General features: G+C 30.9%; 13 protein-coding genes. 10 read left to right on the top strand and 3 right to left on the bottom strand.

Annotated elements, in window-relative coordinates; all coding sequences use genetic code 11:
- Both lpxD and ACIQ11_RS04420 read right to left on the bottom strand, forming a co-directional pair.
- A partial coding sequence (gene lpxD, locus ACIQ11_RS04425) for a UDP-3-O-(3-hydroxymyristoyl)glucosamine N-acyltransferase (RefSeq protein ID WP_396153180.1) occupies positions 1-909 on the bottom strand: 909 nt, incomplete at its 3' end.
- Between the two features lie 25 nt (positions 910-934).
- Positions 935-2,164 carry an HD domain-containing protein gene (locus tag ACIQ11_RS04420; RefSeq protein ID WP_396153178.1) on the bottom strand — a complete coding sequence of 410 codons (1,230 nt, stop codon included), beginning with the start codon at positions 2,162-2,164 and terminating at the stop codon, positions 935-937.
- 239 nt (positions 2,165-2,403) lie between these two features.
- Between ACIQ11_RS04420 and ACIQ11_RS04415 the strand changes: the two genes are divergently transcribed.
- The 10 genes from ACIQ11_RS04415 (at position 2,404) to ACIQ11_RS04370 (ending at position 11,815) form a co-directional block, all read left to right on the top strand.
- The gene (locus tag ACIQ11_RS04415) at positions 2,404-3,957 is read left to right on the top strand and encodes a response regulator (RefSeq protein WP_396153176.1); all 1,554 of its coding nucleotides are present in this window, start codon (positions 2,404-2,406) and stop codon (positions 3,955-3,957) included.
- An 82-nt stretch (positions 3,958-4,039) separates the two neighbouring features.
- A complete protein-coding gene (gene tsaE, locus ACIQ11_RS04410; protein WP_396153174.1) occupies positions 4,040-4,456 on the top strand; it encodes a tRNA (adenosine(37)-N6)-threonylcarbamoyltransferase complex ATPase subunit type 1 TsaE in 417 nt (138 codons plus the stop codon).
- A gap of 160 nt (positions 4,457-4,616) precedes the next feature.
- Positions 4,617-5,315 (top strand): hypothetical protein, encoded by a 699-nt coding sequence (locus ACIQ11_RS04405; RefSeq protein ID WP_396153172.1) that lies wholly within the window; start codon positions 4,617-4,619, stop codon positions 5,313-5,315.
- A 165-nt stretch (positions 5,316-5,480) separates the two neighbouring features.
- On the top strand, positions 5,481-6,305 hold the full coding sequence (locus tag ACIQ11_RS04400) for a hypothetical protein (protein WP_396153170.1): 825 nt from the start codon (positions 5,481-5,483) through the stop codon (positions 6,303-6,305).
- Between the two features lie 105 nt (positions 6,306-6,410).
- A complete protein-coding gene (locus ACIQ11_RS04395) occupies positions 6,411-6,911 on the top strand; it encodes a hypothetical protein (protein WP_396153168.1) in 501 nt (166 codons plus the stop codon).
- Between the two features lie 148 nt (positions 6,912-7,059).
- Positions 7,060-7,626, top strand: a complete 567-nt coding sequence (locus ACIQ11_RS04390; protein ID WP_396153166.1) for a hypothetical protein — start codon at positions 7,060-7,062, stop codon at positions 7,624-7,626.
- 125 nt (positions 7,627-7,751) lie between these two features.
- Complete coding sequence (locus tag ACIQ11_RS04385; RefSeq protein ID WP_396153163.1) at positions 7,752-8,948, top strand: alanine dehydrogenase; 1,197 nt, start codon at positions 7,752-7,754, stop codon at positions 8,946-8,948.
- Between the two features lie 19 nt (positions 8,949-8,967).
- Positions 8,968-10,056 (top strand): AI-2E family transporter, encoded by a 1,089-nt coding sequence (locus tag ACIQ11_RS04380; RefSeq protein WP_396153160.1) that lies wholly within the window; start codon positions 8,968-8,970, stop codon positions 10,054-10,056.
- Complete coding sequence (locus tag ACIQ11_RS04375) at positions 10,056-11,231, top strand: class I SAM-dependent methyltransferase (protein WP_396153158.1); 1,176 nt, start codon at positions 10,056-10,058, stop codon at positions 11,229-11,231. The genes ACIQ11_RS04380 and ACIQ11_RS04375 overlap by 1 nt, the downstream gene beginning before the upstream one ends.
- A 2-nt stretch (positions 11,232-11,233) precedes the next feature.
- Positions 11,234-11,815 (top strand): hypothetical protein, encoded by a 582-nt coding sequence (locus ACIQ11_RS04370; protein ID WP_396153156.1) that lies wholly within the window; start codon positions 11,234-11,236, stop codon positions 11,813-11,815.
- Between the two features lie 7 nt (positions 11,816-11,822).
- Here ACIQ11_RS04370 and nhaA read toward each other — a convergent pair whose 3' ends face one another.
- A complete protein-coding gene (nhaA, locus tag ACIQ11_RS04365; protein ID WP_396153154.1) occupies positions 11,823-12,959 on the bottom strand; it encodes a Na+/H+ antiporter NhaA in 1,137 nt (378 codons plus the stop codon).
- Positions 12,960-13,225 lie beyond the last annotated feature (266 nt).

Below are 13,225 nucleotides of genomic sequence, written 5' to 3'. Positions count from 1 at the left end.
CACAACTTCTCCGTCTTTTAAACTTTTTCCGATACCTGATTGGGCTTGAATTTTTACCCTATCGCCTATTGTAATATGTCCTGCAATTCCTACTTGGCCTCCAATTAAACAATTTTTACCAATTTTAGTAGAACCCGCAATGCCCGTTTGAGCTGCAATAACCGTATTTTCTCCTATTTCTACATTATGTGCCACTTGAATTTGGTTGTCTAACTTCGCGCCTCTTCGGATATATGTAGTACCAAGTGTGGCTCTATCTACTGTAGAACACGACCCAATTTCTACGTAGTCTTCGATAACGACATTTCCAATTTGTGGAATTTTAGAATACGAACCGTCTTCTTGTGGCGCAAAACCAAAACCATCAGAACCGATAATCGTTCCTGAATGAATGGTAACAAAATTGCCTATTTCCGATTCTGAATACACTCGTACACCTGCAAAAAACACACAATTATCGCCAATTGTAACATTGTCGCCAATAAAACTATTTGGATATATTTTTACATTATTTCCAATACGTACATTTTTACCTATGTAGCAAAAACTACCTAAATATAAATCGTCACCATAGGTTACACCATCCGAAATAACAGAAGGTTGCTCTATACCCGATTTCATTAGTTTAATTTGATTGTAATATTCTAATAATTTCGAAAAAGAGCTATACGCATCATCAACTTTAATTAACGTGGCTTTTACTTCATTTTCAAGTTCATACGATTTATTTACTATAACTATTGTGGCGTTTGTGCTATATAAATAATTGGAATACTTCGTGTTAGCTAAAAAAGTTAGCGAACCTTCTGTTCCTTCCTCTATTTTAGCTAATTTATATACTTCAGCATCTGGATTTCCGAAAACTTCTCCATCCAATATGCCTGCTATTTGTCCTGCTGTAAATTTCATCTGTGCAAAAATATAAAAATTAACCTTAATCTATCGCTTTCGGATAACAAATAAAATATTTGATTACCGTTTTTGACAATGCTTTTAAGTGCATTTGATCTGAGGCTTCCACTACATTTTCAATTGTTTTATCTTTTTTTAGAATTCGAATAGGCTCCGAAGACTTGCTATAGGCTTCGTTTTTCAGTTTACCTTTAAACACAAAATATCCTACTTCATTTTCTGAAATAGCATACTGTTTCATATATTTTTCTTTTAACTCTAAAAATTTGATTTTGTTTACTTTATCTTCGTTTAATTCAATCTTTAATAGATTTCTATTAATCACCATTTTACTTAAAGAACTCAGTACAAAATCATCGTGAAATTGCCATTGCTTAATCGCACCTAACACATCGTAATCATCTAAATTAGAAAACGTATCTAAGATGGTTTTATCTATTTGATTTAATTCAATTTTATGATTTAAAAAGAACAATAAAAACGGACTTCCAAATAACACTTCACCTTTTGATGAAAGCTCTTTTGCTCGTTTTAATATCTTTGTCAATGTTAATTCGGCTACTACGCTAGTTTTATGTAAATACGCTTGCCAATACATCAATCGGCGCGCCATAAGAAACTTTTCTATAGAATAAATTCCTTTTTCTTCCATTACCAACACGTCGTCTTGTACGTTTAACATTTGAATTAATCGTTCGCTATTTACGTTTCCTTCATTGACACCTGTATAAAAACTATCGCGTTTCAGGTAATCCATACGATCCATATCTAACTGACTGGAAATCAATTGCAACATAAATTTTCTATGGTATTCGCCTTTAAACACCTGAATAGCTAACGCTAATTTGCCATCAAATTCAGTATTTAGCTGTTCCATAAATAACAATGACAACTCTTCGTGATGCACTTCTTCCAATACGCTATTTTCTAAGGCGTGACTAAAAGGTCCGTGTCCTATATCGTGTAATAAAATCGCTACATATAATGCATTTTCTTCTTCATCAGAAATAGCAACACCCTTAAATTTAAGAGTTTGAACCGCTTTTTGCATAATGTGCATACACCCTAAAGCGTGATGAAAACGGGTATGATGCGCTCCTGGATAGACCAAATAAGACAAGCCCATTTGAGAAATGCGTCGTAATCGCTGAAAATATGGATGCTGAATTAAATCGTAAATTAGCGTATTGGGAATGGTAATAAAACCATAAATAGGATCGTTGAGTATTTTTAATTTGTTGATTTGGCTCACAGAATAAGTTTTTGTGTAACAAATGTAAGAAAAAATAAAATATTTTATTTAAGTTTTAGTTTAAGAATTTACGTCGTATTATCTAAATATGATGGCAAGGATTTTTAAAAGAAACGTTTTTTCTAACTTTTGATTCATCAAATTTTAAAATCGAACTAAAAATTTTCGAAAATTTACACAATTTTTAAGAAAATTTACGTTTAACATATAGTAACTTGCACTTTTAAATCAGACATACGATGAACAATATAAAAATACTTTGGGTAGACGACGAAATTGACTTATTGAAGCCACATATCTTATTTTTAGAAAAGAAAAACTATACCGTTACTACTTGTAACAACGGCCAAGACGCGATTGACTTATACAAAGAAACCGCTTTTGATGTGGTTTTTTTAGATGAAAATATGCCAGGACTTTCGGGTTTAGAAACGCTTTCGGAAATGAAAGAATTTAAATCTTCTACACCTGTAATTATGATTACAAAAAGTGAGGAAGAATATATTATGGAAGAAGCCATTGGTAGTAAAATTGCCGATTACTTAATAAAACCCGTAAATCCGAATCAAATTTTATTGAGTTTAAAGAAAAACTTAGACCATTCGCGTTTGATTTCTGAAAAAACTACCTTGGATTATCAGAAAGAATTTAGAAAAATTGCGATGGAAATGGCAATGGTAAATTCGTTTGATGAATGGGCGGAATTCTATAGAAAATTAGTGTATTGGGAAATCGAATTGGAAACCATTGAAGACCAAAACTTAATTCAAATATTAGAAAGCCAAAAAGCAGAAGCCAATTTGCAATTTGGAAAATTTATTGAACGCAATTACGAAGATTGGTTCAACGAAAAAGCAGACAAACCGATTTTATCTCATAAATTATTTGGTGAATTAGTAGCACCTGAAATTCGTAAGAAAGACAAACCTATTCTGTTTGTAGTGATAGATAACTTGCGTTTGGATCAATGGAAAATTTTCGAAAACATTGTATTCAATCATTACAAACCTGAAAAGGAAGTGAACTACTACTCTATTTTACCAACGGCTACACAATATGCCCGAAATGCTATTTTTTCTGGCTTATTGCCTTTAGAAATGGAAAAGAAATTTCCGCAATATTGGAAAAATGATACTGATGAAGGTGGAAAAAATATGCACGAAGCAGATTTTCTAAACGAACAACTAAAACATTTGGGTTTAAACATCAAGAGTGAATACTATAAAATTACCAATTTACGTGATGGTAAGAAATTAGTAGATAATTTTAAATCGTGCAAAAACAATGATTTAACTACTATTGTGTACAATTTTGTAGATATGTTATCGCACGCTAAAACCGAAATGGATGTGGTAAAAGAATTAGCGTCTAACGACAAAGCGTATCGTTCGTTAACGTTAAGTTGGTTTAAAAATTCGCCTTTGTTGGAAATGATTCAGCAAGCCCAACAAATGGGTTTTAAACTCATTATTACTACCGACCACGGTACGATTAATTGCAAAAATCCATCGAAAGTTATTGGTGATAAAAACACCAGTTTAAACTTACGATACAAAACCGGTAGAAGCTTAACGTATGAAAGCAAAGATGTATATGCCGTAAAAGATCCGAAAAAAATTGGTTTACCAAGCATAAATATGACCAGTTCTTATATTTTTGCCAAAAGCGATTTCTTTTTGGCGTATGTAAACAATTTTAATCATTATGTTAGCTATTACAGAAATACGTATCAGCACGGAGGTGTTTCATTAGAAGAAATGATTATTCCGTGTATAGTTTTAAATCCGAAGTAAAATAAGTAAAAGGTATTGGGTATGAGGTAAAAGGTGAAAGCCAAACCCTTAACCCTTAACCTTTAACCCTTAACCAAAAATAATGACTGCAACATTCACATTAGAAGACATAAATAAAGTAGCGAAAGAAATTCTTGCTACACCGCGTTTAAAAAAAGTAATAACTTTTCACGCCACTATGGGAGTGGGTAAAACCACTTTAATTAAGGAATTGGTAAAAGAATTAGGGGTTACAGGAAATTCAAGTAGTCCTACTTTTTCGTTAGTTAACGAATATTTATCCGATAGTGGAGAAACCATTTATCACTTTGATTTATATCGAATTAACTCTGAAATGGAAGCCTATGATATGGGAATTGACGAATATTTTTATTCTGATAATTGGTGTTTTATAGAATGGCCTGAAAAAGTACCTCACTTATTGCCTTTAGACCACGCCTCAATTGTAATTAGACAGTTGCCCAACGGAAAAAGAGAATTGATATTGAAAAATGATTAAAATAGGGTTATCACTATTAAAATTTTCAAAATCATTTATTATATTTGATTTTAATAATGCGAAACAAAACTTTCGCCAATCTTTCCAATTTGGAATAAAAGTGGTTTGAAATTTTCGCATATAAACGAGTTAGCAGCAAGATTACACGAAAAAATCGCAAATGAAGAAACTCTTTTTTTTATTCATATTATTAACTTTAATTTCTTGCAATAGTTACAACTCTAAATGGGAAGAAATTAAAGGAAGTGGAATTTCAGAAAATGAAACTCTTAATAATGTAATTTTTTTTCAAGATTCATTGAAAGGAATTATTGGAGGATATAAATTAATAGAAAACGTAAAATCTAAAAATATAGATAAATTAGATATTATTCCAATTTTATATTTTACTCAAGATGGTGGAAAAAATTGGAAATTAATTACAATTGCTGGAGGAAAAGATGGTGTTGATAATGTAAAACTTGAAAATGATACCATTATTAGCCAAATCGATTCAATAATATATAAATCAAAAGATTTAGGATTGACTTGGAATTTATTAGATAAATCGAATTATAAAAAAAACAGTGAAAAGTATTTCCCAAATTCAAATCAATATAAAATATCAAATCAAAAATTTAAATTTAAAAACAAGAATTATAAAATAAAAGAAAAATATCAAAATGAAAATGCTCAAATAATAGTATGTTATGGAGAAAAATCTATGACGGATTATTATTTCATTTCAAAAGATAACGGCAAAAAATGGAGATATCTTCTAGATGAATTCGGTTCAAATAAGAAAAAATTTCTGCTGAAAGATGAATATTTATTTGCTTATGACACTCAAAATGGATTACAAAAACTAAAATTAGAATAAATCCTGCTGCTAACAGCCGTTTCTAGCAATTGCGAATTTTGTAGTAAATACACGTTTACATTTCGCAAGAAATTTTATCTTTGATAGAAAATAATCGGTTCCGATGTTCGCAAGCTCGCCAAGCGCCGGAACGTTTGCTACAAATATCCCAAAACAATACCTCTAATGAAAGATAAAAATATAATTCGAAGCTTCACATTTCTAAGTATTATTTTACTATTTATATCTTTTTCACAAAAAGCATTTTGTGTTGATGAAAATTGTGGTGAAAGTTGGAGTGGATTAATGTGTTTCTTATTAGGTATATTTTCACTAATATTTAGTTTATCTTGTATTAGCTGGCTTTTAAATCCATTTATGATTATTTCATATATTATACCTATTAAAAACATTAAATTTAAATTAGCATTTTCAGCATTAGCTCTAACATTTGGATTATCATTTCTATTATTTGATGAAATAATTAAGAATGAAGCTGGGCATTATGGTAAAATAACAGGATATGAAATTGGTTATTGGATCTGGATTTTAAGCGCAGTAATCAACTTAACTGGAATACTAATAGTAAAACTTAAGAATAATAAAAATACGCACCACACGAACTCGAAAACTATGACTGAAAGTTGGAATGAAATATTTGATAAAAGATCAAAAATTATTTTAGGAATAATGATTTTACTCATTTTTCTGTTGATGATTTTGTTATCCAAGCTTGGTTATTTTGAGAATAATCAAAGGGATAAAGTTTTAAATCAAAATTACAAAACTGTAGTAGTGCTAAAATTTTACGATAAACCGAATCATAATACGCCAAAAATTAAACTCTCAAATGGAAAAGTGTTGATTGATTATTGGCATTGGAGAAAACAGAACATCGAAATCAAAGTTGGCGACAGCATAATAAAAGAGAAAATGTCAAAAAATCTATTGGTAAAAAGAAACTCTAAATTGGTTTATAGCCTTAATTTGTTAGAAGTAAATAGAAACTAAAGCAACATCTACCAACAACCATTTCTTGAAATTGCGAATTTTGTAGTAAATACACGTTTATTTCTCGCAAGAAATTTTATCTTTGATATAAAATAATCGGTTCCGATGTTCGCAACCTCGCCAAGCGCCAAAACGTTAACTGCTAGTTATGAAAAACGAAACGGTTACGAAAGGAAGAAAAATTCTAAAATTTACAACTTGAAAAAAAGCATTCTTTTAATCGCTTCAATTTTTATAGCAATTTATGCTTACAATAATTTCTTTACCAATAATACGTTAATTGGAACATATGTAAATAGAAATTATGAAAATGTTTTTATTGGAGGTAATCCACATATCGTTGATACTTTAATCCTAAAAAAAGATAATCAATTTGAAAGTCCTTATTATGGAAAAGGAAAATACAAACTAAACTACACTTTGAATGGTACAAAAATCGACCTAGATTACGGTGAAGGATTTACAAGTACGAATATAAATGGAGAACAAGTCACTGTTTCCAATGAAGAATCTTTTAGTACCTATGTAAATAGAATTTGGTTTGTGGGAAATCCTAAAATTATCCTATTTGAAGATTTAAATCAATATTATGAAAAAATAGATTAACCATCAGTTAACAGGCGTTTGGCAAGATTGCGAATTTTGTAGTAAATTCACGTTTATATTTCTCAAGAAATTTTATCTTTGATAGAAAATAATTAGTTCCGAAGTTCGCAACCTTGCCAAGCGCCGGATCGTAATGGTGCATTTTAATATGAAAGACAAAAACACAAAATATCATTTATTTACATTAGGGACAGGAACTCTTTTTCTGATAACTTATTTCCTGCAAGACTACCTTTGGGAAAAAATATGGCTTTTTTCTGTAATTCCTTTATTGCTTTTTGTAATTGCTTTTTTTGTATTTTTCGTTTTGTCTATAACTAATAAAAATCGAAAGGGTATTCTAATCGGGATTTTAATTTTAGGAATCATTTCGACATCAGAACTAATAAATTCAGAGGTATTTAGAAGCAAAAAAATATTAGAAGCGACCTTAATGGACGATTTATCTGCAATTCATTTAACACTAAGAGCTGATAAGAAATTTGAAATGGTTTCTTCAAATATGTTCAATGAGGATGTCTATAAAGGGAATTACCATATTATTGACAACAAAATAATCTTTGAAGACAAACGATATAGTAATGATTTCATTCCTGATACATTGACAATTATTGATGATAAAATCATCTTAAGATTTGATGTAAATGGAAAGCCAGTTACAGACTTTGCAACATATTTTGACATTAAGAAAAACAAAATAAAAAAAGCACACTAACCGCCACAAAACCTCTCATTCTATACTTGTTTCTACATCTCAAACCATTGGTTTTCTGTATTATTTAGTCGCTCACTTGTAACTTTATAGAAAATTACTTAATTTGGCTACAAAATAAAACAAGTATGTCCATTTATTCTCCGTTTTCAGCCAAACAATTGCTTCCTCAAGAAGAAAAATTGGAAATTGCCAAACACAAAAGTGAGTTGTTTATCGGTATTCCGAAAGAAACTTCTTACCAAGAACGCCGTATTTGTTTAACGCCCGATGCGGTGAGCTCATTGGTAAGTCACGGACACCGTGTAATGATTGAAAGCGGTGCGGGAAAAAACGCCAGTTTTACAGATAAAGAATATTCAGACGCAGGTGCAGAAGTGACTCAAGATACTAAAAAAGTATTTTCTTGTCCGATACTTTTAAAAGTAGAACCGCCTACTTTAGAAGAAATAGAAATGATGAATTTAGAAGCCATTCTGATTTCAGCCATTCAATTAAAAACACAGAAAAAAGACTATTTTGAAGCGCTTACCAAAAAGAAAATCACCTCATTAGCGTTCGAGTTTATAAAAGATAGCGACGGTTCGTATCCAGCAGTAAAATCGTTAAGTGAAATTGCAGGAACCGCATCTGTATTAATTGCCGCCGAATTAATGATTAACAATAACGACGGAAAAGGGTTGCTTTTTGGAAACATAACGGGCGTTCCTCCTACCGAAGTTGTTATTTTAGGCGCAGGAACGGTTGCCGAATATGCTGTAAGAACCGCATTAAGTTTAGGAGCCAACGTAAAAGTATTTGATAATTCTATTACGAAATTACGCCGATTACAAAACACATTAAACCAAAGAATATTTACCTCTACCATTCACGATAAAGCCTTATTAAAAGCCTTACGAAGATGTGATGTGGCTATTGGTGCCTTAAAAGGGGAAAACAGAACACCCATTGTAGTTACAGAAACAATGGTAGAATATATGAAAAAAGGAGCCGTAATTGTTGATGTAAGTATTGATACCGGTGGTTGTTTTGAAACCTCAGAAGTTACTACGCACGAACACCCAACCTTTATAAAAAACAATGTCATTCATTATTGTGTGCCGAATATTCCGTCGCGCTATTCTAAAACAGCAAGTATTTCTATTAGTAATATCTTAACACCAACATTAATAAATATTGCTGAAGATGGTGGGATTGAAACAGCTATTCGTTGCAATAAAGGATTGAAAAATGGGATTTATTTTTACCACGGAATTTTAACCAATAAATCTATTGCGGATTGGTTTAATTTAGAGCATAGAGACATCAATTTAATTGTTTTTTAATTCAATTACCCATTACAAAATGACATCTAAAAACATTTCTAATGCTTTACTTCGCACGCTGTTTATTCTTGCAGGCATTGTGTTTTTGGGCTATATTATTGGAGTAATTTCGTCAGTACTAATTTATGTTATTGTAGCGATTTTATTAAGTTTTGTGGCACAACCTATTTCTGATTTTTTACAAAAAAAGTTACGCTTTCCTCCTATTTTGGCTATTATCGTGTCTTTAACGCTGTTTATTGTTTTAGCGTTTGGCATCTTGTTATTGTTTGTGCCTTTAATAGTTAGTCAGAGTAAAAATTTAGCGTTACTTGATATGGTGGCATTAGAAAAAAATTCTGTATTATTCATCAATCAAGTCGATGTTTGGTTGCAAACCTATGACATTCAGTATAAAAAATTAATAGACATTCAGAAGATTACACAATCGTTCAATTTTAATTTTATTACCGATATTTTGAATTCGATAATTGGTTCCATAGGAAATTTTGGAATGGCTATTTTCTCGATATTTTTCATTTGTTTCTTCTTATTGAAAGATCAAAAACTCATTACAAAAAATTTACGAGCTATTTTACCTGCGAACCACAGATGGCGCATTTTAGCTTCGCTTTTGCGTATAAAAAATATGCTGTCTAAATATACCATTGGCTTATTAACACAGCTATTATTGGTATTTGTAATGTACTTAATTGTCTTGTTAATTTTTGGTGTAGAAAATGCGTTTATTATTGCGTTTTTAGGCGCTATTTTAAACATTATACCTTATGTCGGACCTATAATAGCTTTAGTAATGACAGCGTTTTTAACGATATTAGGACACATCCACGAAGATTTTCAATTGGTAGTTATGCCTACCACATTATATGTTATTATTGGATATTTCATTGTGCAACTTATTGATAACAATGTAAGCCAACCCATTATTTTTTCTAAAAGCACGAATTCGCATCCTTTAGAAATATTTTTGGTAACACTAATTTCTGGTACGCTATTAGGAATATTGGGAATGATTATTGCCATTCCAGTATACACGGCTTTAAAAGTGGTACTGAAAGAGTTCTATCCTAAAAGTACTTTTATTCAAATTGTAACCAAAGGTTTATAATGCAGCTATCTCTTCTTTCCGCCGAAATTCAAGAATTTATTAATTCGTCTTTACAAGCCAATATTTCAAAATTAGCGTTATCCAAAAACCCTTTTCCTGAAGTAGATTGGAAAGAAATTATCAATCAAATTGTATCTAAAAACAAATCGCAACACAAACTTCCAACTTGGTTTAATACGGATAACATTTACTATCCGGCAAGTATTTCCATAGAGCAAACGTCTTCTGAGACAACTGCCAAATACAAATCGGAATTGATTTCTGGCACCTCACTAATTGACTTAACCGGTGGTTTTGGCGTAGATGATTATTATTTTTCGAAACAATTTGAACACGTAATACATTGCGAAAAAAACGCGGTACTTTCAGAAATGGTACAGCACAATTATGGTGTGTTGAACGTAAATAACATTACTTGTTTGGCACAGAATAGTACAGAAGTAATAGAACAATCTGAAAATGCTTTCGATTGGATTTATATTGATCCAAGCAGACGAAGTGATGTAAAAGGAAAAGTGTTTTTACTCAAAGATTGTTTGCCTAATGTTCCTGAAAATTTGAGTTTGTATTTTTCTAAAAGTCAGTCAATTTTAATTAAAACTGCGCCAATATTAGATATTACAGCAGGTTGTATGGAATTGGAAAACATAAAATCCATTCATATCGTAGCCATTGAAAACGAAGTAAAAGAGATTCTATGGCTTTTAGAAAAAGGTTATGATGCTGAAATTGAAGTTAATGCCGTAAACATTCAAAAGGAAAAAACAGATTGTACTACTTTTATTTTAGGTGAACATACGCCTGCTCGCTTTAGTTTAACACAAGAATTTTTATATGAACCAAATGCGCCATTACTTAAATCTGGAGGTGTAGATTATTTGTGTGATGCGCTGCATATTACTAAATTACATCCGCATTCACATTTATTTACCCATTCGGAATTAGTAGATTTTCCAGGCAGACGATTTAGTATTAATGAAGTGATTCCGTTTAAAAAAGAAAATCTTAAAAAGCAACTTGAAGGTAAGAAAATGAATATTACTACTCGTAATTTTCCCTTAACTGTTGAAGAAATTAGAAAAAAATATAAAATTGCAGACGGTGGCACTATTTATGCTTTTTTTACCACCAACATAAATAACGAAAAAATTGTATTAATTTGCACAAAAATTTAGATATGAGATTAGCCTTTAAAATAACTGTTTTATTTTTTTTAACCCAATTTACGTTTTCACAAGACAAACCTTGCGAATATGAAATTGATGTCGCTACAGATACCAGTAGCACTCGTGTTTTGAAAGATAAAATTATAGATGAAAGTGTATTTGGAAATACTACTTCTTTTTTAACTTTTAAACTTTTTGATGTGGATGGTTTTATAGGTTTGAATTTTCAATATTTACAAAAGAGTAAAGACTTCTTAACTCCTATTTGTATTGACAAAAACACAAAAATATATTTAGAAATGGCGAATGGCAAACAAGTAAAACTTATCAATTCTTTAGATACTGAAACGTGTAACGACTTGCAATACGACAATGTAAATAAAAACAACCTGCGAATTTTGTCTGGTTTCTTTTATTTTACTCCTGAAAATTTTGAAGATTTAAAAACGTCAAAAGTGTATTTAATAAAAATTGCAGCAGCAACAGGTGATGTAAATTTTGTAATTAAACCAGAGTTAAAATCGGAAATTTATAAAGACACTTCTAATCCTGATACTTATTTTATAAATAACTTGAAGTGTTTGGGAATTTAATAAACGGTTAAGCTTTTAAAGTTGTTTTTAAGAACAAAAAACCAACGATTCCAGCTATTAAAGAAGAAAATACGATGATTAATTTCGTGTTATTAATTATTTCTGGGGTATCAAACGCTAAAAGTGTAATAAAAATTGACATTGTAAAGCCAATTCCACCCAAGAAACCCACTCCTAACACAGATTTCCAATTCATATCGCTTGGAAGCGTACACCATCCTAATTTAACGGTTAAAAAAGTAAGTAAAAATATACCAATAGGTTTTCCTATAACCAATCCCAACGCCACACCTAAACTATAGTTTTCAGTTACTATTTTTGTCCAATCGCCACTCATTATTATGGCGGTATTTGCTAATGCAAAAATTGGCAAAATTAAAAATGCAACAGGCTTGTGTAAAAAGTGTTGTAAAATGTAGGATGTAGATTTGTTACCTCCGTTTCCAAACGGAATAGCAAAAGCTAATAGCACACCTGTAATTGTGGCGTGAACTCCTGAATGCAGCATAAAATACCACATAAAAACCCCACCAATTAAATATGGAAGTAGGTTTTTAACTTTAAAATATTTACCCAAAACGTAAAGGAATACAAATATGCCTAAAGCGATGGCTAAATTACTCCACAAAATAGTTTTCGTATAAAAAATGGCAATAATTAATATGGCACCTAAATCGTCAATAACGGCTAAAGCAGTTAAAAATATTTTTAATGACAAAGGCACACGATTTCCTAACAACGATAAAATTCCAATAGCAAAAGCTATATCAGTTGCCATAGGTATTCCTGCACCTGATTGTGTAGCTGTACCAAAATTAAATACTAAATATATTCCCGCAGGAATTGCCATTCCACCAATAGCCGCAAATATGGGTAATAAGGCGTCTTTAATGTTTGACAATTCGCCTTGATAAATTTCTCGTTCTAATTCTAATCCAATTAACAGGAAGAAAATGGTCATTAAGCCATCGTTAATCCAATATTCTAAAGGTTTGCCTGAAAATTCGGTTAGCCAAAAATGATGGTAACTTTCGCCAAATGCTGAATTAGCAAGTAGTAAAGAAGTAATTGTACAAAGTAATAAAACAAAACCGCCTAATTTTTCGCTTTCAAAAAAATCTTTAAATAATTGCGTTAGTTTCATATAGGTATAATTAAATTAAATGCGGTAAAACATACTATTTATACTGCAAAAATACTGAATTTCAAGCTATTTTGTGCTGTAAACATTGGAAATTCGTATGATTAAAAACAAAAAGCCCAAGTAACTTTCGCTACTCGGGCTTTTAAAACAAATTAACTTTTGCTAATATTATTAACTATTAGCCACGTGAAATTCTATTAATCCGTCAATTGGACGTCTTAATACATTCCCTATTTTGATTCCGTATTCATTCAAAACGGCTTCTA

This window comes from Flavobacterium sp. (genome assembly GCF_044361065.1).
GTDB lineage: Bacteria > Bacteroidota > Bacteroidia > Flavobacteriales > Flavobacteriaceae > Flavobacterium.
This window is presented reverse-complemented; position numbering and strand designations above follow the sequence as displayed.

Bases quoted from the DNA above. Each gene is read 5' to 3' on its own strand.
- ACIQ11_RS04400 (WP_396153170.1), top strand. From the start codon at position 5,481: ATGAAAGATAAAAATATAATTCGAAGCTTCACATTTCTAAGTATTATT.
- ACIQ11_RS04395 (WP_396153168.1), top strand. From the start codon at position 6,411: ATGTTCGCAACCTCGCCAAGCGCCAAAACGTTAACTGCTAGTTATGAA.
- nhaA (WP_396153154.1), bottom strand. From the start codon at position 12,959: ATGAAACTAACGCAATTATTTAAAGATTTTTTTGAAAGCGAAAAATTA.
- ACIQ11_RS04370 (WP_396153156.1), top strand. From the start codon at position 11,234: ATGAGATTAGCCTTTAAAATAACTGTTTTATTTTTTTTAACCCAATTT.
- ACIQ11_RS04405 (WP_396153172.1), top strand. From the start codon at position 4,617: ATGAAGAAACTCTTTTTTTTATTCATATTATTAACTTTAATTTCTTGC.
- ACIQ11_RS04385 (WP_396153163.1), top strand. From the start codon at position 7,752: ATGTCCATTTATTCTCCGTTTTCAGCCAAACAATTGCTTCCTCAAGAA.
- ACIQ11_RS04415 (WP_396153176.1), top strand. From the start codon at position 2,404: ATGAACAATATAAAAATACTTTGGGTAGACGACGAAATTGACTTATTG.
- ACIQ11_RS04375 (WP_396153158.1), top strand. From the start codon at position 10,056: ATGCAGCTATCTCTTCTTTCCGCCGAAATTCAAGAATTTATTAATTCG.
- ACIQ11_RS04380 (WP_396153160.1), top strand. From the start codon at position 8,968: ATGACATCTAAAAACATTTCTAATGCTTTACTTCGCACGCTGTTTATT.
- tsaE (WP_396153174.1), top strand. From the start codon at position 4,040: ATGACTGCAACATTCACATTAGAAGACATAAATAAAGTAGCGAAAGAA.
- ACIQ11_RS04390 (WP_396153166.1), top strand. From the start codon at position 7,060: ATGAAAGACAAAAACACAAAATATCATTTATTTACATTAGGGACAGGA.